The 22,277-nt window shown below is 59.7% G+C and carries 20 protein-coding genes and 1 pseudogene; 15 read left to right on the top strand and 6 right to left on the bottom strand.

Features of this window, described 5'->3' with window-relative positions; genetic code table 11:
- Positions 1-1,164: 1,164 nt before the first annotated feature.
- Positions 1,165-1,422, top strand: a pseudogene (locus IEX53_RS24175) (transposase); the annotation flags it as partial.
- A 215-nt stretch (positions 1,423-1,637) separates the two neighbouring features.
- Here IEX53_RS24175 and IEX53_RS11930 read toward each other — a convergent pair.
- A complete protein-coding gene (locus IEX53_RS11930; RefSeq protein ID WP_188824379.1) occupies positions 1,638-2,663 on the bottom strand; it encodes a LacI family DNA-binding transcriptional regulator in 1,026 nt (341 codons plus the stop codon).
- Between the two features lie 209 nt (positions 2,664-2,872).
- On the opposite strand from IEX53_RS11930, the gene IEX53_RS11935 reads away from it, so the two are divergent.
- The 12 genes from IEX53_RS11935 to IEX53_RS11990 all read left to right on the top strand — a co-directional run bounded on the left by IEX53_RS11935 (position 2,873) and on the right by IEX53_RS11990 (position 15,154).
- Positions 2,873-4,165, top strand: a complete 1,293-nt coding sequence (locus IEX53_RS11935) for an ABC transporter substrate-binding protein (protein ID WP_188824380.1) — start codon at positions 2,873-2,875, stop codon at positions 4,163-4,165.
- A 40-nt stretch (positions 4,166-4,205) separates the two neighbouring features.
- Positions 4,206-5,081, top strand: a complete 876-nt coding sequence (locus IEX53_RS11940; RefSeq protein WP_188824381.1) for a carbohydrate ABC transporter permease — start codon at positions 4,206-4,208, stop codon at positions 5,079-5,081.
- A 12-nt stretch (positions 5,082-5,093) separates the two neighbouring features.
- Complete coding sequence (locus tag IEX53_RS11945) at positions 5,094-5,927, top strand: carbohydrate ABC transporter permease (RefSeq protein WP_236016166.1); 834 nt, start codon at positions 5,094-5,096, stop codon at positions 5,925-5,927.
- 5 nt (positions 5,928-5,932) lie between these two features.
- Complete coding sequence (locus IEX53_RS11950) at positions 5,933-6,931, top strand: alcohol dehydrogenase catalytic domain-containing protein (RefSeq protein WP_373288633.1); 999 nt, start codon at positions 5,933-5,935, stop codon at positions 6,929-6,931.
- A 4-nt stretch (positions 6,932-6,935) separates the two neighbouring features.
- Positions 6,936-8,012: an ABC transporter ATP-binding protein gene (locus IEX53_RS11955; RefSeq protein WP_188824382.1), complete on the top strand. Its 1,077-nt coding sequence runs from the start codon at positions 6,936-6,938 to the stop codon at positions 8,010-8,012.
- Positions 8,009-8,920, top strand: coding sequence for a sugar kinase (locus IEX53_RS11960; protein ID WP_188824383.1), 912 nt, complete (start codon positions 8,009-8,011; stop codon positions 8,918-8,920). The genes IEX53_RS11955 and IEX53_RS11960 overlap by 4 nt, the downstream gene beginning before the upstream one ends.
- 11 nt (positions 8,921-8,931) lie before the next feature.
- Positions 8,932-9,978 (top strand): tagatose 1,6-diphosphate aldolase, encoded by a 1,047-nt coding sequence (locus IEX53_RS11965; RefSeq protein WP_188824384.1) that lies wholly within the window; start codon positions 8,932-8,934, stop codon positions 9,976-9,978.
- Between the two features lie 21 nt (positions 9,979-9,999).
- On the top strand, positions 10,000-11,478 hold the full coding sequence (locus tag IEX53_RS11970; protein ID WP_188824385.1) for an NAD-dependent succinate-semialdehyde dehydrogenase: 1,479 nt from the start codon (positions 10,000-10,002) through the stop codon (positions 11,476-11,478).
- 8 nt (positions 11,479-11,486) lie between these two features.
- Entirely contained in the window at positions 11,487-12,221 is a 735-nt protein-coding gene (locus tag IEX53_RS11975) for an SDR family NAD(P)-dependent oxidoreductase (RefSeq protein ID WP_188824455.1), read from the top strand.
- Positions 12,222-12,224: 3 nt separating this feature from the next.
- The gene (locus IEX53_RS11980; RefSeq protein ID WP_210311643.1) at positions 12,225-13,394 is read left to right on the top strand and encodes a mandelate racemase/muconate lactonizing enzyme family protein; all 1,170 of its coding nucleotides are present in this window, start codon (positions 12,225-12,227) and stop codon (positions 13,392-13,394) included.
- An 8-nt stretch (positions 13,395-13,402) separates the two neighbouring features.
- Positions 13,403-14,083, top strand: a complete 681-nt coding sequence (locus IEX53_RS11985) for a TSUP family transporter (RefSeq protein WP_188824386.1) — start codon at positions 13,403-13,405, stop codon at positions 14,081-14,083.
- Positions 14,084-14,206: 123 nt separating this feature from the next.
- Positions 14,207-15,154 (top strand): formylglycine-generating enzyme family protein, encoded by a 948-nt coding sequence (locus IEX53_RS11990; RefSeq protein ID WP_188824457.1) that lies wholly within the window; start codon positions 14,207-14,209, stop codon positions 15,152-15,154.
- Positions 15,155-15,172: 18 nt separating this feature from the next.
- Here the strand turns inward: IEX53_RS11990 and IEX53_RS11995 are convergent, their stop codons facing one another.
- The gene (locus IEX53_RS11995; RefSeq protein WP_188824387.1) at positions 15,173-15,844 is read right to left on the bottom strand and encodes an SDR family oxidoreductase; all 672 of its coding nucleotides are present in this window, start codon (positions 15,842-15,844) and stop codon (positions 15,173-15,175) included.
- Positions 15,845-15,979: 135 nt separating this feature from the next.
- On the opposite strand from IEX53_RS11995, the gene IEX53_RS12000 reads away from it, so the two are divergent.
- The gene (locus tag IEX53_RS12000) at positions 15,980-17,476 is read left to right on the top strand and encodes a sulfatase family protein (protein WP_188824388.1); all 1,497 of its coding nucleotides are present in this window, start codon (positions 15,980-15,982) and stop codon (positions 17,474-17,476) included.
- Between the two features lie 70 nt (positions 17,477-17,546).
- Positions 17,547-18,431 carry an alpha/beta hydrolase gene (locus IEX53_RS12005; protein WP_210311644.1) on the top strand — a complete coding sequence of 295 codons (885 nt, stop codon included), beginning with the start codon at positions 17,547-17,549 and terminating at the stop codon, positions 18,429-18,431.
- Positions 18,432-18,521: 90 nt separating this feature from the next.
- On the opposite strand, the gene IEX53_RS12010 is transcribed toward IEX53_RS12005, so the two are convergent.
- The 4 genes from IEX53_RS12010 to IEX53_RS12025 form a co-directional block, all read right to left on the bottom strand.
- Positions 18,522-19,295 carry an ABC transporter permease gene (locus IEX53_RS12010; RefSeq protein WP_188824389.1) on the bottom strand — a complete coding sequence of 258 codons (774 nt, stop codon included), beginning with the start codon at positions 19,293-19,295 and terminating at the stop codon, positions 18,522-18,524.
- A complete protein-coding gene (locus IEX53_RS12015) occupies positions 19,279-20,112 on the bottom strand; it encodes an ABC transporter ATP-binding protein (protein WP_188824390.1) in 834 nt (277 codons plus the stop codon). The genes IEX53_RS12010 and IEX53_RS12015 overlap by 17 nt, the downstream gene beginning before the upstream one ends.
- Before the next feature lie 11 nt (positions 20,113-20,123).
- Complete coding sequence (locus IEX53_RS12020; protein WP_188824391.1) at positions 20,124-21,125, bottom strand: ABC transporter substrate-binding protein; 1,002 nt, start codon at positions 21,123-21,125, stop codon at positions 20,124-20,126.
- Between the two features lie 67 nt (positions 21,126-21,192).
- Positions 21,193-22,275, bottom strand: a complete 1,083-nt coding sequence (locus tag IEX53_RS12025) for a 4-oxalomesaconate tautomerase (RefSeq protein ID WP_188824392.1) — start codon at positions 22,273-22,275, stop codon at positions 21,193-21,195.
- Positions 22,276-22,277 lie beyond the last annotated feature (2 nt).

A 22,277-nucleotide genomic window follows, 5' to 3' on the forward strand; every position in this document is an offset into this window, starting at 1 on the left:
GAATGGAATATCCACAACCTGACTTATGGCGTGAGGGCCAAAATCGTGAGGCGTTGGGTGAAGCGCTTCGAAGCGGAAGGCCCTGTCGGTATAGCCGATCACCCCTCGTGGCCTAGAACTAGCCCGTGGCGATCCACGACATATATTGCCGACAAGATCGCGCAATTGCGCTGTCAGCGGTTACGGACAGGCATACTGTCCGACGGAGGGGCGTGTTAGAGGCGACTGTCAGCCAGTGCTCCGGCGGCTTGTCAGGGCTCAAGGACATCGAGCCCAACTGGTACGGCGCTTCGAGCGCGACTAGCGTGATAAACTGATCTACCAGAGGGTTGGGGGCTACGCTACCGCATGTCTGGCTTCCAACCATCGCGCCGCCTTGCTGCCAATCTGGCTGCATCGCTATAGTTAGCACAGGATCCCACGGGAGCCTAAAAGTGCCAAACGCCAATCAGTAGACCCGGTCTGACCAAGGACAACCTCTTGTTTGCTCCACGCCTAAACCCTAGCTGTTATCGACGAAGGCTTAACTTCGGGCTTGTTGACATATTGATCGACGCCCTACCGAACGCGATTGCCAAAGGTACGTTGGTATCGTAACTCACGTACTATTGCATCATACTTGGCGCGGCTGAGACTCAATTAGCTGCTGCTGGAAAAATCGAAGAGCGAGGAGGGTTTGCGAACAATAAGCTTCTCGCCTGCCCCTTCCTTAATCAGGGCCCTAGACAGCGGCAAAGTTCCCCACGGGGAACTTCACACGGGCGGACGGGGAGACATGATACAGTTTCGCCACGCCATGGTATTCCAGCAACCCATTGTCTGGTGCTCCCCTCCCCCGAAATACTTGCGCTTGGCAGCAAAACTTTGTCGTGGCGGCGAGTTGATGGCAACTCGCTGGTTCGCACGTTCTTATCATATTCCGTGGTGATGCTTGATGTAGCAGCGCGAGCGGAGCAGTCAAAAGGTTGTCGCCGGTCAGACCGAGCCTGCTGATCGGCGTTTGGAATTTTTAGGCTCACGTGGGTACTGTGCTAGTTATAGCAAGGTGACCAGGCTAGCAGCAGACGGCACGATGGTTGGGAGCCTGCTATGCTCTGGCACGCCCACTATCAAAGTGCGGTTCGCATTAAGCGTTCGGTTCGTTATCTAGACAGTCTTAGGACCAACCGTCGCAACGGACATTCGAAGAAGACGGTGCTGATCGGCACGCCGCGGATGGATTTGTCGATTCCGCGTGACCGGACCAGTAGCGTCGATCCGAAGCTGATCTCCCTCGTGGATGGGCTCAAGGGCTTCCCCGAAGCCATCGGCGTGGTATTTCCGCAGACCATCGTGCATATCTGCATCGTGCACTGATCCCCATTTCTTCGAGTTTGTCGCAAGAAGGACCGCAAGGCGACGATGCCGCCGCTGCGCGCCATCGCATCAATACCAGTAGAGTTCCCCGCGGGGAACTCTACTGTAGGACCAGAATAACATGATGCGACTGACGTAGGATGTAGAATCAGCTACATCCGAGAAAGTTCCCCGCGGGGAACTTCCCTAAACGACGTGACAGATGTTGGAGGCAAAGGGACTGCATTTATTCCTCTCTTTATTAGCTAGTAACAGATCTCCGTACACCTGATGTGGGCTATCTAATGACCCCGAGGTGAAGCTGTGGATTCACGGATGACGAGGGCGTAATCAACCTCGTAATGAATAGGCACCTTATGCCCATCGAGCCGGGCGAGGAGATATTCACCCGCTCCCCTCCATGTCAGGTCTGTCGGTACATGAAGCGTGGTCAGCGCGGGACGGAGATGGCGGCTCCATTCGAGATCGTCGAAGCCAATAACGGAGAGATCGGCCGGGACGGTCAGGCCACGCCGCTCTGCTTCCAGCATCACACCATAGGCAAGCACGTCGTTGCCGCAGGCGATTGCGGTCGGGACATCCTTGCGGGTAAGTATCTGCCTTGCCGCCTCACGCGCGTCATCAAGCGTGTATCGCACCTCCACATGCCATGCATCGGGTAATTCCAGGCCGTGCGCTTCGAGCGCTCTACGAAACCCGCGAACACGGGCGCTTGCGCGGTCGTTGTTGCGCAGCAGCGCGCTTACGATGCCGATGCGCCGGTGCCCGATCTCGATCAGATGCATCATGGCTCGATGCGCCGCCGCCTCATTGTCCACGCCAATGCTCGGGTAAGGCTGGTTCGGTTTATAAATGCCCACATTGATAAAAGGAATATCGCGCGCCGCAAGCAGATCGCGCAGTGCCTGATGGTGGCAGTCGCCGCGAAGAATAAGCCCGTCGACACCGCGGCCGATGAGGTTGCGGGCCTGCTCCAGTTCGACATCGATATCGTAACCATTGGTAGACAGGATGAGCATGTAGCCGCGCGAGGACAAATATTTCTGGAGCGACTCGATACCGCGCGCGAACATGGCATTGTCTATGGTCGGTATGATCGCGCCGATCGTGCGCGTACGGTTGCTCGAGAGCGCTCGTGCCATCCCATGCGGCATATAGCCGGTCTGCTCGATCACGCTTTGAATGCGGGCGCGCAGCTCTTCGCTTACGCTTTGGGGGTTATTGAGCGCACGCGAAACCGTTGCCGTCGAAACACCGGATAGTCTGGCGACTTCTCGTATCCCTGTCTTCTCTTTCTCGCTGCTCATCCCACGCTCGATCATGTAACGTTACATTCCCATTGGGGCGTTCATTTTCTATTGTCAACGGATTTTTCATTCTAGAAGCAATGACTATTGTGGAGATTTGATCGATTGACAGACATACGCAAAATAATTTATGTAACCGCTTACATTGGTTCCGCGCTCGAGGAGGAGCGCTCGATCCGTCGCATCAGGCGTCCTTTGGGGAGGAAAGCATGCTGAAAAACCGTTGGGTCCATACCGTGGCCCTCGCATTGCCGCTATCAGGCGTCGTGTCATCCGCATTCGCATTCGACTGGAAGGCTCATGAGGGAGAGGCCGTGTCCTTCCTTGCCAACAACAATACCTGGTTCCAGGCGATATTGCCCTATAAGGATGAATTCACGCAGCTAACGGGCATCAAGCTCAGGATCGATTCCTACCACGAGCAGCAAATGCGCCAGCGTCTCATCACGGTGCTGAACTCCGGCAGCGATGAGGTCGACGTGTTCATGACGCTGTCTTCCCGAGAAGGGGAACAGTTTGCGGCGTCCGGCTGGTATGCCGACCTTTCGGCCTATACGCAGAATGCCGTTGCGCCTGATTATGATTTCGCCGGTATCAGCCCGGCACTGGTAAAGGCGGCCACTTTCGGCGGCAAACTGACGAGCATTCCGCTCAATCTGGAGGGGCCGCTGCTCTATTACAGGACCGACCTTTTCGAGAAATGCGGCATCGCCAAGCCTGCCTCCCTTGATGATCTGCGCGCGGCCGCGAAAAAGCTCAAGGAATGCGAGAGCGGCCTCACCCCTTTCGTTTCCCGAGGCCTGAAGCCGGCCCTTGCCTATACGTTCAGCAACGTGCTGCACAATATGGGCGGCACCTATATGGTTGACGGCAAGTCCGCCCTTTGCTCGCCTGCAGCGCGGAATGCGATCGCCTATTACGGCGATCTGATGCGGGAATATGGTCCTCCGGGTGCTGCGAACTACAGCTTTCATCAGATCTCCGCGCTCTATCGCAGCGGGCGCGCTGTCATGGCATTCGAGTCTTCCAATGAATTTCGTTCCATTATGGAGGGCGGTGAGCGGCTGAAGGACACCAATATCATTCCGCTGCCGGCAGGCGAGGCGGGCTCGGTGCCAACTGCGATCGGCTGGGGTCTTGCGATTTCCAGCCATAGCGCCAAAAAAGATGCGGCCTGGTATTTCGTGCAATGGGCCTCAAGCCCGGAGATGCAAAAGCGTCTGGCGTTGCATGGTATTTCCGCGCCGCGCGCCTCCGTTCTGGACAATGCAGAATACAAGGCCTGGGTCGCCGAAGCGCCGGTGCGCGCAAGCTGGCAGTCCGCGCTTGGCGTGCTTGCTGCCAGCGGTTCTTCCGAGGTGGGATACCCGATCGTCGCCAATCCGGAATCGCGCGATTATATCGGGCAGGTCGTGCAGGTCGTGCTTCTGGGGCAGAAACCGGTCGAAGAAGCGTGCGCCGCCGCCGATAGCGCACTCAACGGCCTTATCGCCCGCAAGTGATCTGTCGCCGCCGGGCGAATATTATTGGAAAGACTGGATCATGACACCAGGCTCAACCAACAGCCAGGGACGGCAGCTTGCTGCCTTGTCCGCACCGGCGGTCCTCTTCACCGTCTCGATGATTGCCTTCCCTGTCGTTTATACGATCTGGCTTGGCTTCCATTCCTTCTCTACAACGGGGGAGGCGAGCTTTACCGGCTTCGCCAACTACAGCACACTTATCCATGATGGCGAGTTCTGGAACGGGCTCTACGTCACCCTGGCCCTCTATCTCCTGTCGCTGATGCTGCAATTGGCAGGCGGCATCTATCTCGCCATGCTGCTTTTCAACTCGAAGCGGCTGTCGGGATTGATGCGCTCGCTGCTGATATCGCCCTTCATGATGCCGCCCGTGGTGGCCGGCATGATGTGGCTGGTCATCCTCGACCCCTCGCTCGGCGCGGCGAATTATATTCTGACATCCATCGGCCTCCCTCCGTCCGAGTGGCTAGCATCGCCGACCTGGGTCATCCCGACGATCACGCTCATCGAAACATGGCAGTGGGCTCCCTATGTCGCGCTGATCGTGCTTGGCGGGCTGCAATCCTTGCCGCCAAGCGTCTATGAGGCGGCCCAAATCGATGGTGCATCTTCGGCACACATTTTCCGGCGCATTACCCTCCCGCTTCTGCTGCCGACCATCGTGACCGCCGCGGTCCTGCGCAGCGTCGATCTGCTTCGCTTTTTCGATATCATTTACATCACCACCCAGGGCGGACCGGGAAATGCGTCCAATACGCTTAACATTTATGGCTTCCGGGTCGGTTTTGAGTTCTTCAACATTGGTTATGCCAGCGCGCTGATGATCACACTGTCGGCGATCGTCCTCGCCGCCGTACTCATGCTCAGCCGCCTGCGCAACGCGGTTGCCTGGTAGGGGAGGGGGAACATGACGATAAACAACAACTCACGCTCCGACCGCTGGCTGCATTGGCTGAACACAGCCCAGCTCACCATCGCCGGCATTCTTATCCTCGCGCCGACCGTCTGGATGGTCCTGTCCTCTTTCAAGCCGTCTTTCGAGGTGACCGCCTATCCACCGACGCTGATATTCAAGCCGACATTCGAGAACTATGTGACACTATGGGGAACGACGCCTTTTTTCTCCTATGCCGTCAACAGTTTCGTGGTGACGATCGGTTCGACGCTGCTCGGCCTCATTTTCGGCATTCCGGCTGCTTTCGCCGTTTCGTGGTCGCGCGTCACCTGGCCTGCAATCTTGACGCTCGCAGCACGCATGGCGCCCGGAACGCTCTTTCTCCTGCCATGGTACATTATGTTTCGCGAGGTAGGGCTGATCGGTTCCTACACGGCGCTTATCCTCAGCCACGCCGTCATCACCATGCCGATCGTCATCTGGGTGCTGCTGCCATTTTTCGACAATATTCCGCGCAGCGTCTTCGAGGCGGCACAGATCGACGGTTGCTCCGTGACGCGCATTCTGTGGCGCATCGCCATGCCGCTTGTCGGCTCTGGAGTTGCCGTAGCGGCAATCCTCGCTTTCGTCTTCTCCTGGAATTTCTTCCTCTTTGCGCTGATCCTCTCGAATTCTGACACCAAGACGCTGATCGCCGCCGCCTTCAATTTTATCGGCGAAGGATCCACGCAATGGGGTTCGTTGATGGCGGCCGCCACTCTCATTGCACTGCCACCGCTCGGTCTCGCAATCCTCGTTCAACGTTGGCTCGTCGCTGGCCTGACCCTGGGCGCCGTGAAGGGATGATTGAAATGACAGACAGGAAAAATGCCCGCATGCGCGCCTCCGTTTTCCATGGCGATTGCAGAATAACCATTGAAACCACGGACCTGCCGCCGGTCGGAGACGGCGAAGTGCTCGTCAAGGTACGGCGCACTGCCCTTTGCGGCTCGGACTTCAAGCTCTGGCACAAGGGTGCGGAATTTACCGCCGGTCACGAGATATCAGGCGTGGTGGATCAGCCCGGACATCATCGTCATGGCCAACGCTGCGCGGTTTACATTCCTCTCCACTGCGGCCATTGCGACGCCTGCCGCGCGGGCGACACCCAGATGTGCCTTGAGGTATCGAGCCTCATCGGCTGGAACCGTCCGGGCGGCTACGCCGAATATGTGCCGGTTCCGGAAAACTGCCTTCTGCCGGTGCCCGATGACATCGAGGATGATCTGGCGCCGCTGCTCCTCGATACGATCGGCACCTCGGCCCATGCCGTCCGCTTCGCCATGCCGCTGGCACCCCCGGCCGCAGGAACACCGGTCCTCGTCATGGGGGCGGGTCCCGTGGGGCTCGGCGTGGTGCTCGCCCTGACGAGCCTTGGCTACGACAACATCCATATCAGCGATCCCAATCCGGAACGGCTGGCGATTGCCGTGTCTTTTGGCGCGAAAGCGCATCCGGTCGGTTCACGGGACCAGCGATTCCAGCTGATCTTCGAGTGCTCGGGCGCGCATGCCGCGCGAAATCTCGGCATCGAACTGATCCTGCCGCGTGGCGCGCTGATGCTTGTGGGCGAGAACGCTGCGCCCTGGACCATCGAAGAGGGCAAGGTCTTCCGCCGCAAGGACTTTTACATGATCCGTACCTTCTATTTTCCCATCGGCGATTATGAGCCGAATGTCGCGTTGCTGCGCGCGAACAAGGACCGTTATCGCCGCCTCGTGGATGCGGCCTTCGGCCTTGACGACCTGCCGGAGAATTTCGCGCGCTTCGCCGAAGGCAAGCTCATCAAACCCGTTCTGTCTTTTGGGTAACCCCATGGCTTCGATCACCATCAAGAATCTCGTCAAGAAGTTCGGCGACCTGACCATTATCCCCGGGCTCGATCTCGAAATCGCGGATGAGGAATTCGTCGTTTTCGTAGGCCCATCCGGTTGCGGGAAATCCACCCTGCTTCGCATGATCGCCGGGCTAGAACCGTCAACCGCTGGTGAGCTTTTCATAGGCGACACCAAAGTCAACGATGTGCCGGCGTCGAAGCGCGACATAGCCATGGTCTTCCAGGATTATGCGCTCTATCCGCACATGACGGTCTACGACAATATGGCCTTCGCACTTGAATTGCGCGGCATGACCAAGACCGAGATCGACAAGCGCGTCCGCCGCGCGGCGGCACTGCTGCATATCGAGTCTTTCCTCGACCGGAAGCCAAAAGCCTTGTCGGGAGGCCAGCGCCAGCGGGTGGCCATGGGACGGGCCATCGTGCGCGATCCGAAGGTCTTCCTTTTCGATGAGCCGCTTTCGAACCTGGACGCGAAGCTGCGCGGGCAGGTGCGCACCGAGATCAAGGCGCTCTCGCAGGACCTGAAGACCACAATGGTCTTCGTCACCCACGATCAGGTGGAGGCGATGACGATGGCCGACCGTATCGTCGTACTAAAGGGCGGAGAAGTGCAGCAATATGGCCGACCGGAAGAGGTTTACGAGACGCCGGCCAACCAGTTCGTTGCCGGTTTCATCGGTTCGCCGGCGATGAATTTCTTCGACATCCGGCGCTCGGGCAACAGTCTCGTCTTTACAGGCGCACCGGATCTGGCAGCGCCGGTTCCTCCATCGATACAGTTTGCGCTTGGCGACAAGAGCGAAGCCCTGCTCGGCATCAGGCCGGAACATCTTGTGCCGGGTGATGGCGTGCCGGGTGCCATACCCGCGATGATCGACCTTGTGGAGCCGCTGGGGTCGGACACACTGGTCCATTTCGATCTGGCGGGAACACGCACCGTCGCACGTGTCGATCCTGAACTGCGTCCCAAGGTGGGCAATCGCCTTGCTTTCACGGTCCAACCCGGCAGGCTGCATGTCTTCGACAAGACGGACGGAAGGGCTATCCGATGATTCCGATCTCTGCCTTTCCGGCGGACGCATCGCCGGCCGTGGTCTGTCTGGGCCTGTCCGCGCTTGACAGAGTCTGGCGCGTCGGGACGCCATTTTCCGGCGGCAGCGAGAAAATCCGCGCAAGCGATCACCTGACCGAGCCGGGCGGCATGGCGGCCAATGCGGCTGTCGCCATAGCAAGGCTGGGCGGCAGGGCATCCTTCTGGGGGAGGGCGGGTGACGACGAAGCCGGCCGTATCATGTCGGACGGCTTCGTCGCCGAAGGCGTCGATATCAGGAATTTCCGGCTGTTCGAGGGCGGCGCATCGTCGGTCTCGGGCATCATCGTCGATGCCGGCGGAGAACGGCAGATCGTCAATTTTCGTGGCCGTTACCCGGCTGACGCTTCATGGCTGCCGCTCACCGCGCTTTCTGCCGATTGCGTGCTTGCCGACCCGCGCTGGCCGGAAGGCGCGGAAGCCCTTTTCGCGGAAGCGCGACGACGCGGAATACCGACGGTTCTCGACGGCGACGTGGCGGATATCGAAATGTTCGAACGGCTTCTGCCGCTCACAGACCATGCGATCTTCTCAGAACCGGGACTGCGAGGATTTGCGGGCGATATAGATGGGAAAGCGCTCGATAGCGCCGCCGGCTTCGGCTGCCGCGTCGTGGCGGTAACGCGCGGTCCCGCCGGCCTGACCTGGCGCGACTCCGGCGGTTTGCATGATCTGGGCGCGCCCCGCGTTGAGGCCATCGACACGACGGCCGCCGGTGACGTCTTCCACGGCGCCTATGCCTTCGGCCTTGGCGCCCATCTGCGTGTTGCGGACGCCTTCCTCTTTGCCAGTTCCGTCGCCGCCTTCAAATGCACGCGGCCTGGTGGACGCGCAGCCATTCCCTCCCTCGACGATCTGAAGTCATTTTGAAAGGAAATCCTATGCTCACACTCGGTAAAACGCGCGGTCTTGCTCGCCTAGCCAACCGCGAAGGGCATTTTTGCATGGTGGCGCTCGACCAGCGCCCGCCGCTCTTCGACGCCATTGCGGCGGCGCGCGGTATCGATAAATCAGCCGTGCCTTTCTCCGATATGATTACGGCCAAGCGGCTCTTGGTCGAAAAGCTCGCGCCTCATTGCAGTTCGATGCTGTTCGACCCGAATTATGCCATCCCGGCTGCAATCGACGTGTTGCCACCTGATTGCGGCCTGATCGTCACGCTCGAGGATCATAGAACGGAAGAGACGGCGGGCGGGCGCAAATCACGGGTTATCGCGGATTGGAGCGTCGAGAAAATACGGCGCCTCGGCGGCGACGCCGTCAAGGTATTGGCGTGGTACCGGCCGGATGCGTCCGCCGATGTGCTGGAGCATCAAAAGGATTTCGTCCGCAAGATCGGCGAGGATTGCCGGCGTCATGACATTGCGTATGTTCTGGAACTGCTGGTCTTCCCCTTTCTGGGATCGGCAGGGCATACTGCTGATTATGTGGAGTCACCCGGAAAGCTGCCGGAGCTCGTCATCGAGAGCGTGCGTGAATTTGCAAAGCCCGAATATGGCGTCGACCTTTTGAAGCTCGAAAGCCCTCTCGCCGCCAGCAGCCTGCCGCCGCGCGACGGCAGCGAGGCAGTTCTGGCCGCCCAGAGGGAATTCGATGCGGTGGGTGAAATCTGCGCCGGCGCCGGTATCCCATGGGTGCTGCTGTCCGGTGGCGCGGCACCGGAGAAGTTCGAGTTGGTGCTCGATTACGCCTATGCGTCCGGTGCGTCCGGTTTCCTTGCCGGGCGTACCATCTGGCTCAACGCGATCCGTTCGCATTTTCCGGATACGGACGCGGTCGGCAAGGCGCTTTCCGAGGAAGGCGTCGCGGTGTTGAACAGCCTGAGCGCATTGACGACGAAGAAGGCATCGCGCTGGAAGGCGTCCGTGCCTTCCTTCCACGCTATCCGCAATGAAGGTGACTTTGCCAGTAGCTACTTGGCGGCCTGAGCCGCGCGGGGAGGAGAGAAAATGGAAAAGCAATCGGCGCAACCGGTTCCGGCCTTGAAAGACAGGTCTTTGCTGACGGACAAAGCCTATGTAGCCGGCCATTGGATTCCAGCCGAAAATGGAAAATCCATCATAGTAACCGATCCCTATGATGGATCGGTTATTGCTCATGTCCCCAATCTGGACATTGCGATCGTGCGCGAGGCGATTGATGTAGCGGCCAGCGCCCAAATCGACTGGGCGCTACGATCTGCCAAGGAACGGGCCGCCGTGCTCAAGCGCTGGTTTGATCTGATCGTTGAGAATGCCGATGATCTTGCGCATATTCTCACCGCGGAGCAGGGCAAGCCGCTCAGCGAGGCGAAAGGCGAGATTATATCGAATGCCGCCTATCTGGAATGGTTCGCCGAAGAAGCCAAGCGGATAGACGGGAACCTTATTCCCGGTCCTAACCGTAACCAACGCGTTATGGTGTTGAAGCAGCCGGTTGGGGTGTGCGCAGCGATCACGCCGTGGAATTTTCCGAACGGCATGATCACCCGCAAAGCCGGTCCGGCACTCGCCGCCGGCTGTAGCATGATCCTGAAGCCTGCCTCGCAGACTCCGCTGTCGGCTCTCGCGCTCGCCGTTCTGGCGGAGCGCGCCGGCGTGCCGGCGGGTGTTTTCTCTGTAATCACCGGCGAGGCGCAGCCGATCGGCCTGGAATTCTGTCACAACCCGAAAGTGGCGAAGATTACCTTTACCGGTTCGACCGCCGTCGGCCGCTGGCTGATGAAAGAAGCGGCTGATGGTATCAAACGGCTTTCCCTCGAACTCGGCGGCAACGCCCCTTTCATTGTTTTTGATGATGCCGATATCGATGCGGCAGTCGAAGGCGCCATGATTTCGAAGTTCCGCAATGCCGGACAGACTTGTGTCTGCGCCAACAGAATCTATGTTCAGGACGCAGTGGTCGAGGAATTCACAGCAAAACTGCTCGATAGAGTTTCGGCCCTGAAGCTTGGACGCAGCACCGAAGCCGGCGTCGGCCAAGGACCGCTGATAGACGAACGGGCTGTCGCAAAGATCGAGGAGCATATCGCCGACGCGCTCGCCAAGGGTGGTCTTCTCCTTACAGGCGGCAAGCGCAGCGCTCTGGGCGGTACGTTCTTCGAGCCGACCGTAATGAGCGGAATCTCGCAGGCGATGAAGGTCGCAAGAGAAGAGACCTTCGCACCGCTCGCGCCCGTCATCACATTCCGCGACGAGAAAGAAGTTATCGCCATGGCGAATGACAGCGAATTTGGCCTTGCTTCCTATTTTTACTCGCGCGATCTGGGACGTGTCTGGCGCGTGGCCGAAGCCCTGCAGGCCGGCATGGTTGGCGTCAATACCGGCATGCTCGCCAACGAAATGGCGCCGTTCGGCGGCGTCAAGCAGTCTGGCCTGGGTCGGGAGGGGTCCTCTTACGGCATCGAGAGTTTTCTGGAACTGAAATATGTCGCGGTGGCAGGCATCTGATGGCTGGGATGAACGACCCGTTTTCCTTTCAGACGGGTTTCCATGCCGTCGTCATTGGCGGCGCGGGCGATATCGGCTCCGCAATCGCAACGCTGTTCCACGCACGCGGCGCGAAGGTCACAGCCACGGGGCACGACCAGGCCTCGCTCGACCGCTCGTCCCTGGCGAGCCTGCCGGAAGTAGACCTCGACGTGCTGGACGTAACCTCCGACGGCGCGGTTACCGCGTACGCGTCCCGTTTCAAACGGGTCGACGTGCTTGTCAATTGTGCCGGCATTCTCGCTCGCGATGAGGAATTCGAAATCGCAACCTTCCAGCGCGTGCTGGACGTTAATCTGACCGGTACATTCCGCACGGCGATGGCTTTCCGCCCGCTTCTTGCGGCAACCCGCGGATCGATTGTCAATATCGCTTCGATGAATGCTTTCGCTGCGCTCCCACGCATTCCGGCCTATTGCGCCAGCAAAGGCGGTGTCGTCATGCTGACAAAGGCGCTGGCGCTCGCTTGGGCGGAGGAAGGGATTCGGGTGAATGCGGTCGCGCCCGGCTATATCGAAACAGCAATCAATGTTGAGGGCCGCAAGGATATCGCGCATCGCGATCGCATCGCAGCCCGCACGGCGCTGAAACGGTGGGGAAGCCCGGACGAAGTGGCCGGTGCGGTTGTTTTCCTTGCGATGCCTGCTGCCCGATATGTGACCGGAACCGTCTATGCCGTCGATGGCGGATTTTTAGCAGGATAGCTGATGATGAAGGCAGAAGAGGCTTTTTCCGACTGCACCATAATTTCCGTGGAAGCTCATGTCTTCCGCGTTCCGCTCAATCGCCCTGTTTCCACATCGTTCGGCACGATGCGAGACCGGCCAGCGGTGCTGGTCAGGCTCGAAGATCGGGATGGCACGGTTGGCTGGGGTGAAATCTGGTGCAACTGGCCAGCTTGCGGCGCGGAACACCGCGCGCGCTTGCTTGTCTCGGATGTCGCGCCACGCGTCATTGCCCGGCCGCTGCCCGAGCCTGCCAAGCTTTGGAAGGAACTGACGGCGGCGACCGAAATTCTCGGTCTCCAGACCGGCGAGTTCGGTCCATATGCGCAGGTCATTGCCGGCTTCGATATGGCCTATTGGGATCTGACCGCGCGCCGGCGTGGCCTCCCTCTTGCCGGGGCGCTTTCGCCAGGTGCAGGAACTGTGGTGCGTGCCTATGCCAGCGGCATCCACATTCGCGATGCTGAGGCGATCGTCGCGCAATCCCGCCAGAATGGCTATCAGGACTTCAAGGTGAAAGTCGGTTTCGATTTCGACAGCGACCTGGAACGCGTCCGTCGGCTTGCCGCCGCTTTGGAGGCGGACGAAACCCTTTATGCCGACGCCAATCAGGGCTTTTCTGCGAAGGAGGCACGGAAGTTTCTGCTGGCTGTTAGTGATCTAGGCCTCGGCTGGGTGGAGGAGCCGATCCGGGTGGACGCCCCAGCGAATATCTGGTCGGATCTTTCGCGATCGACCGGCATCCCGCTTGCAGGCGGAGAGAACCTGATCGGATTTGCCGCCTTCGATGCCGCCATCGCCGCGGGCCATCTCTCCATCATCCAGCCGGATGCGGCCAAATGGGGCGGTCCGAGCGGATGCTTCGCCGTCGCCAATGCTGCGAGGCGGGTAGGGCGGCGCTATTGCCCGCATTTCCTCGGAGCCGGCATCGGCCTGGCGGCGTCAGCTCACATCCTGGCGGCGGCAGGCGGAGATGGGCTGCTTGAGATCGACGTCAATCCCAACCCGCTGCGCGATGCCATTGTGCCGGCTTGGCCTTCGATAGAGCTGGGATGTGTCGAACTTCCACTCGGGCCGGGTCTTGGTGTTGTGCCAGACCTTCTTGGTCTCGAGCCGTACAAGTCGCTGGTTCTTGTAGCTGGCGGATCGTGAGCGAACCGTTGGAATTTTTCATCTTTGCGCTTCTGGCTCTCACCCAGCTCATTCCGCTGACAGAGGCCGCCATCGTTATCAATATTCTCACTCTCGCCAATGCAGTTGTCATGCTTGGGCGCGGATGGCGCCATATTGCAGCAAAGCCCATGCTGCTATCGCTGACCGGCGCGTTGCCGATGGTTGTTGCAGGTTACGCACTGCTCGATTTTCTCGCGTCCGAATCGCTGGCGGTGGTCAGGATGGTGCTCGGATTGGTGATCTTACTATCGAGCATGCAACTGATCCGCCGATATTCACCTCTGGACACGGAATCTTCGGGGCCGGTCTTTGCTGCATATGGCGCCATCGGCGGTTTAATGGGCGGCCTTTTTTCAACGGCTGGCCCGCCTTTGGTTTACCAGTTCTATCGTCAGCCCATGTCCCATGCGGTGATCCGGGAAACCCTGGTTGCTATCTTCGCCATTAATTCCCTGTCACGTCTCGCCCTCGTGACAATCGCAGGGCAATGGCAAAATCATACGCTGTTGTGGGCCCTTGCCGGCTTGCCAAGCGTCGTCGCAGCTTCCTATATCGCGCGCCGATGGCCGCCTCCGGTTTCGGCCAGTGCCTTAAGACGATCGGTGTTCGTGCTCCTGCTGCTGTCTGGTTTGTCCCTGATCGTGCCTGCAATATCACATCTGCCTTAGCTGGCGTTACGCAGACCCGAAAACCAGCGCAGGGATACGTAAGCAAGTGTAATAGGCAATGCGGTGAGCAGCTCGAAGCCAGTTTCGACAGCCATTTTGAAATCGTAGCTCGTGAGGATAATGATGAGAGATTGCTGTTCTGCGGTCAGTCGGAACAACGGGAGCGCAGGGTCGGGCGAAGCCGCGACAATTTTGCCGCGCGGAAGGGAAGGGGAGCCCATCCTCGTCAAAGGCGGCGAAACCTTCGTCGGAACCCATCAGCCGGCGCTGGAAATCGATGGGGAGGGTCCGGAACGCAAGGTCACCATCGATGATTTTCTGCTGGAGGCCGAGACGGTGACCGTCAAGCGCTTCGCCGCATTCGTCGAGGCGACCGGCTATGTCACGGAGGCGGAGAAGTTCGGCTGCTCCGCCGTATTCCTTGGATTGATGCGGGACCGGCAGATCGCGGCGAACAATGTAGCGACTACGCCATGGTGGGGACGGGTGGAAGGAGCGACCTGGAAATCGCCGGAAGGGCCTGGGAGCTCAATCGAGGACCGGATGGACCATCCGGTGACGCAGGTCTCGTGGAACGATGCCGTGGCTTTTGCGCGATGGGTGGGCGGCAGGCTTCCCACCGAGGCGGAATGGGAGCATGCGGCCCGGGGCGGCAACCACCGCCGCCGCTATCCATGGGGCGAGGAAGAGCCGACCGACACGAAGATTTTCTGCAATATCTGGCAGGGCAGCTTCCCCCATCACAATACGATGGCTGACGGATATTTCGGCACCGCGCCGGCGCGCAGTCTCACACCGACCGAGGATGGTTTTTACAATCTTGCCGGAAATGTCTGGGAGTGGACGGCCGATCCGTTCCGCATCCGCTCGCTGGCGCGCCATGCCGTGGTCCGAAACGAGCAGGCGAGAAAGAACGGCGACAAGGTGCTCAAGGGCGGTTCATTCCTTTGCCATAAGAGCTATTGCTACCGCTACCGCATCGCCGCCCGCATGGGCCTCTCCCCCGACAGCGCCTCCAGCAATACCGGATTCCGGGTCGCCTATAATATCAGGACGGGCGGCAAGGGGTAGGCGCCGCCGGATTGCCCGCTACCATGGCAAGATCTGGCCGTTGTAATTGTAAACGGTTCCCGTCTGGTGCGGGCCGAGTTCCTGGATCACCGCGCGCATCCGTTCAACGCTCGCCGCTACCGACAGGCCGCTTTCGCCCTGGGCAGCCACGTTGCCCGGATGGAGCCCGATGACGCAAACCTGCCGGGGAGCGAGATCGATGGCGAGGCTCTTCATCACCATATTCAGGCCTGCCTTGCTGGAGCGATACGCATAGGATCGTCCGCTATTGTTGAGTCCGATCGAGCCCATGCGGCTGGAGATGAAGGCGATCACCTTCCGGTCGCTCGATGCGACATGCTCGATGAAGGCTTTGGACACAACGAAGGGCGCGATGAGATTCACCTCCAGCATGCTGCGCCATAGCGCGATATCGGTATCCTCCAGCGCCGGATGCGGACCGGGAATGCCGGCATTGTTGATGAGGATGTCGATCTTCTGCCCCTCAAGGTCGCGGCCAAGCCGGGTGATGGCGTTCCCATCCGTCACATCCAGCCGGACGAGCTCGACATTGGAGCCGAATTGATGACGGGCGGCGAGCCCAGTGGGATCAAGGCAGGTCGCGATGACCCGGTCGCCCTGCATCGCATATTGCAGCGCAAATTCCTGGCCAAGGCCGCGGTCGCAGCCAGTGATCAGCACGGTTGCCATAGAACGCCAACTCCCTGAAAATCATCGTCACGGGGACGAAAAACATTTCTAATTCAGCATCAAGGAATTCATTGATAAGTCAATGTAATAAAAGTAGTTTTTCCATAGAATGCCGGTCACCAAGGGGAGGAATAGATGACCAGATCGCAAAAGCGCCCAAACATCATCTTCGTCATCACCGATCAGCAGCGCTTCGACACGATCGCCGCCGGAGGCTTTCCCTATATGAAGACGCCGAACCTTGATCGTATGGTCAGGGAAGGCACTTATTTCCGCCAGACCTATGTGACTTCGCCCTCCTGCGCGCCGTCACGCGCGAGCCTGTTCACGGGCGTCTATCCGCATACCAATGGCGTCTTCCGCAATGACGAGCCCTGGGCGTTCAGCTGGGTGCAGCTATTGGCGCAATCCGGCTATCGCTGCGTCAATGTCGGCAAAATGCACACCTCGCCTTTCGAGGATTCCTTCGGTTTTCACGAGCGCCATGTCGTGGAGAACAAGGACCGTGCGACGTCACGCCTGCCGTTCTATCTCGATCAGTGGGACAAGGCGATATGGACGCGTGGCTTCGAAAAACCCAGCCGCGTCACCTATCGCCGGCGGGAGGATTACCGCTCATCGCTCGGCGCCTTCGTCTGGGAGCTTCCCGACGATCTCCATTCGGACAATTTCGTGCCGGGACTCGCGCGAATGTGGCTCGATTCCTATACCGGCGAGGAGCCTTTCTTCCTACAGATCGGCATTCCAGGTCCTCATCCGCCCTATGATCCAACGCAGGAATATCTCGATCTCTACTCCGATGCCGATCTCCCCGAACCCATCCTGAGCGATGAAGATATCGCTGCTCAGCCGACTGCCTTGAAGAAACTCCGCGAGCAGCATCTTGCCGTCGATCATGACGCTGTCGTGCATCTTCCGGATCCGACGAAGGAGCAATTGCGCCGCCAGCGCCAACACTATTTCGCCAATGTCTCGATGATCGACACCCAGATGGGATTGCTTATCGACGCGATCGAGCGGCGCGGGGTGCTGGAAGACACGATCATCATCTTCACTTCCGACCATGGCGACAGCCTCAACGACCATGGCCATAGCCAGAAATGGTCGATGTATGAGCAGAGCGTCCGCGTCCCCGCCATCGTCTGGTCGCCCGGTCGCGTGGCGGAGGGGAGGGTGGTAGACGACCTCATTTCCCTTTTCGACTTTGCGCCGACCATCCTCGAACTCGCCGGCCTGCCGGTCCCCGGCTGGATGGAGGCACAGTCGCTTCTGCCTTATTTGAATGGCGCGTCATGCGAGCCAAGGAAGTTCGTTTTCTCCGAACATGCCGGCGATCGCATATTCAGCGGCTCGGCGTTCATGACCATGATCCGCAGCCAGCGCTACAAGCTCGTCCACTTCGTCGACAGTGAGGAAGGCCAGCTGTTCGACATGGACAATGACCCCAGGGAAATCAACAATCTATGGGATGATCCGGTACATCAAGCGGTGAAGCAAGAGCTGATCATGGAAATCCTGAAATGGCGGATCGAGAGCACGCTCAAAACGCAGGGCTGGACGCTGGCGAGCGTAGAACTGGGCGCGAATTCGGGACGCACGCCCCAAAGCACGGCGCAACAGGGCGGGGAATAGCTCGTAAGTTTCATCTGCTGTAACAAACAGTCCCCCAAATATACATAATTCCACGGAGTTATTACGGTTTATGCGCCCGTTTAACATCATCATAGCCGTTGCTATTTCACTGTTCGCAGGTGAGGCCGAAGCCAAGCGCGTCAAGTGGAATGAATGCGATCCGGGTGGCGTCCAGACGCTGTCCGTGCCAGACCCGATTTCGGGGCGGTCTTATAATGTCGAGATCAGCCTGCCGGCCAGTTACGCCCCCAATGCATCGGCGCGCTACCCGATAATATATCTGGCCGATGGTGATCGCGGGACACGGCCCGTGGCCTGCCAGATCAAAGCGCTTTACGAAAAGGGAGATCTGGCGGAGGAGCCTATTCTGGTAGGCCTGTCCTATGCGAAGGGCGAGAGCCTGGAAGTGAGCCGTAAGCGCGACTACACCCCGGTTCCCCGCAAACCCGGCGACACTGCCTATGGCGGAGCCGAAGCCTATCAGCGCTATCTTCGTCTGACCGTGATCCCCTTTGTCGAAAGCCGCTATCATGCCGATCCCGGTCGGCGCATCTATCTGGGGCATTCCTATGGAGGGCTTCTTGGCGCGCACATCCTGCTGACCGAACCCGACCTCTTCCACACCTACATACTCGGCAGCCCATCCATCTGGTTTGCGAACCATGCAATTCTGCGGTTCGAGGCCAACTATGCCCAAGCCAATAAAGACCTGAAGGCTAATGTCCTGCTCTTTGTCGGCGGAGAAGAGGTCAGTCGCCACGACGCCGCTCGTGGGGGCAATACCCAAGACATGGTTGGCGATATGAGGGCATTCGAGTCGCAGCTGAAGCAACGTGGCTACCGAAGCCTGACGGTAAAGTCGCTGGTCGTGCCGGGCAAAAACCACCGCAAGGTCTTTCCGCCCGGCTTGACCTGGGCAATCACCGACGTACTCGGTCCGGCGATCCCACGCTAGTCTCTCTACTTGGTTGAGAGCACCTACACTACGGGCAAAGGTCGTTGGCCAACCTTGGCGCAGGATCGCCCCTCCCTCAAACGCCCTCTATTAAGCGGGTCGTTCGCTGGTGTTTGGCCGCCATTTGATCAGGCGTTTTTCGACCATGTCGAGCACAAGGTCGATCAGCAGGACGAACACGGCCAGGATGAGGATACCGGCGAACACGCCCACCGCGTCGAAATTGCCTTCCGCCCGGGCGATTAGATGCCCGAGACCCGCCGACGAGCCCAGATACTCGCCGATGATCGCGCCGACCACGGCAAAGCCGACCGATGTTCTCAGCGAGGAGAGAATCCAGCTCGCCGCCGCCGGGAAATAGACATGACGGAGCAGGTCGGAGCGCTTGGCGCCGAGAATGCGTGCATTGGAGAGCACCACCGGGTTGACTTCCCGCACGCCCTGCATGGCGTTGAAGAACGTCACGAAGAAGACGAGCGTCACTGCCAACGCCACCTTGGACCAGAGGCCAAGCCCGAGCCACAGCACGAAGATCGGCGCCAGCACCACGCGCGGAATGGCGTTGAGTCCCTTGATGAAGGGATCGAGAATACGTGCCGCCGATTGTGAGAGGCCGAGCCAGACACCCGCGCCGACGCCGAGGCCGGTGCCGATGATGTAGCCGAGGACGGTTTCGGTCAGGGTGATCGTCACATGCCTGTAGAAGCCGGGATCGACGACCCAGGAAATCACCTGACGGAAGATGTCGATCGGGGACGGGAAGAAGAAGACGTCGATGACGCCCGCGCTCACCCCAAGCTGCCAGCCGCCAAGGGTAAGGGCCAGCAGGCCGAGTTGAATGAAACGTTCAGTCGTTGTGCGCATAGCTTTTCTCCACTTCGCCACGCAGCGAGGCCCAGATATTGCGATAAAGATCGGTGAAGCGCGGATCGAGCTTGATTTCGGCCACGTCGCGCGGGCGTTCGAGATCGACGGGGAAGCTATCGATCACGCGCGATCGCGGGCCGGCAGCAAGCACGACGACACGGTCGCCAAGCGCGACGGCTTCCTCCAGATCATGCGTGATTAGCACGACGGCGCGCCGTTCCTCCTGCCACAGGCGCAGAAGCTCGTTCTGCATCAGATGGCGGGTATGGATATCCAGTGCCGAGAACGGCTCATCCATCAGGATCACCTTCGGCCCGGTGATGAGCGCCTGTGCCATCTGGACACGTTTGCGCTGGCCCCCCGAAAGCTGGTGCGGATAGCGTTGCTCGAACCCCTTGAGCCCGACCTTGACCAGCCATTTCAGCGCCTTCTCCCGCCGCTCCACCGCCGGAACGCCCTGGAACATCGGCCCCAGTTCCACATTTTCGAGTGCCGTCTTCCATGGCAGGAGCGCGTCCTGCTGGAAGAGATAGCCGATCTCGTTCTGCACGCCCGTCACCGGCGCGCCGTCGATGGAGACCGTCCCTTTCGCCGGTTTCAAGAGACCGGCAATCGCGTTGAGGATCGTGCTCTTGCCGCATCCGGTCGGGCCGACGATGGCGACGAACTCGCCATCGGCGACCGTCAGGTTCACATCCTGGACCGCGACGAACGATCCGAAGGCCATGGTGACGGCGTCGATGGACACCATCGCCTTTGCCGGCGCCGCCGCCGGGACTGCTGCCATTGCAGGCTTCAAGACTGCTACTGCCATTTCGTCCTCCCTTAATTCGATGCCGCTTTCGGCACCTTGTTCACGAATTCATTGGTGTAGGTCTTGGACAGATCGATCTTGGTTGCCGCAACCTTCTCGTTGAAGGATTTGAGCACATCGAGCGGGGTCTTCACGTCCGCCTCGTTCATCAGGCCATCGGTGGAGAAGATGGCCCGCGCGTTCTCAACCGCCTTGATGTAGGTTTCCTTGTCGCCGGTGATGAATTCCGGCGGCAGCTTCTCGACAATTTCCGCCGCGCTGTGGGCCTTCATCCATTCAAGCGCCTTCACCGTCGCATTCGTCACTTTCTGGATCGTTTCGGCATGCTCGGAGATGTAGTCCTGCGTCGCGTAGAGCACGGAGGTCGGATAAATGCCGCCATAGATCTCCTTGGCGCCCTCATCGTTGCGCGCATCGATCAGGATCTTGCCGACGCCCTTTTCGGTGACGAAGGTCGCCGCCGGATCGTAGTTCACGAGCAGGTCGATCTTGCCCTGCTGAAGCGCGGCAACGGCGGAAGAGCCCGAGCCGACGCCGATGAGAGAGACATCGTCCGGCGAAAGGTCATGCCGCTTCAGATAATAGCGCACGAAGAAGTCGGATGACGATCCCGGCGCGGTGATGCCGATCTTTGCGCCCTTGATCGTCTCCGGCCTGGCGGGATCGAACTTGGTGCCCTTCGTGCCCGCGAGCACGAGGCCGGAATTGCGGGCAAGGGTCACGAAGGCGACGACGTGCTTGTTCTGTGACTGCATCTGGATCGTGTGGTCGTAGAAGCCGACTGCGATGTCTGTCGAACCCGCCACCAGCGCCTGCAAGGTCTTCGATCCGCCGGAGGCGAAATTTTCGACGGTCACCTCCAGTCCTTCCTTTTCATAAAGACCAAGTCCCTGGGCGACAGGAAACGGCAGGTTGTTGAGATTGTAGGATCCGACACTGATGCGCACCGGTTCCGCCCAGGCGGTTCCCGCCAGCGCCACGGTCGCGGCAAGCGCGAGCATGAATTTTTTCATTTCAATTCCTCCATCTGGACGCTCTCCCGGCGTCGCTGGTTGACATTTATGCGGCCAAACGCGCGCTTTATGCGGCACGCACCATGGCATGGGCGGGTTTGGCAAAGACATGGCCCTCGAACAAGCGGCGGGCGGTACGCAGGATGCCGGCGACGATCTTGCCGTCCCTTTCCTGAAGCTTGACATCGAGATGGCCGCTGGGGTGCTCGATCGAAAGGACCACCGGCGGGATTTGCCGGCCGATAAGCCGCGAGGCGATCGTACCTTCTGAGATACAGGCGGTGGCGATGCCAACCGCGCCCGTCGTGGCAAGCGATGGGTGACACTGATGCGGCATGAAATAGCGCACATTCAGCGCGCCGCCGGACCTTGCCGGTGAGATCAGCACGGGCTTGGGCGTGACCTGGTTGCGCACGTCGCCCATTCCCATCCGTCTGCCCGCCTGCAACCGGAGATTTTCCAGCCGTGCGAGCAGCGCCGCGTCGCCGTTCAATTCCGTCGCGCTTTCATAGCCCGTCACCCCAAGGGAGGCGGCATCGAGCAGGATCATCGGCATGGCGCAGTCGATGCAGGTGACAGCCACGTCGTCTATCATCTCAATGGAGCGGCCCGTGGGGAAAAGCTGCCCGGTGCGCGCACCCGCCGCATCCATGAAAGTGAGTGCAATCGGCGCGCCCCGGCCCGGAACGCCATCGATGGCTGCGTTGCCAAGATAGGCGACCTTGCCGTCAGGCGTGGGAACCTCCGCTTCGATCATCTTGCCGGTGTTGACGTTAAAGATGCGGACCATCGTGGTTTCGCCGCTCACAGGCACTACACCGGCCTCGATGGCGAAGGGCCCCACGGCAGCGAGCATGTTGCCGCAATTGGGCGAGGTGTCGACGATCTGCTGATCGACCCGAACCTGCGCAAAGAGGTAATCCACATCCGCGCCCGCCACGGAGCCGGATCCGACGATGGCGACCTTGCTCGTCACCGGATTGCCGCCGCCGATACCGTCAATCTGCAATGGATGGCCAGAGCCCATCACCGAAAGCAGGATCCGGTCCCGTTCACCCGCATCGGCAGGCAGGTCGCTCGCCAGAAAAAACGGCCCCTTCGACGTACCGCCCCGCATCAGCACGCAAGGGATGCGTAGTAGATCATTCATCG

It is taken from the genome of Paramesorhizobium endophyticum, assembly GCF_014640615.1.
Lineage (GTDB): Bacteria > Pseudomonadota > Alphaproteobacteria > Rhizobiales > Rhizobiaceae > Paramesorhizobium > Paramesorhizobium endophyticum.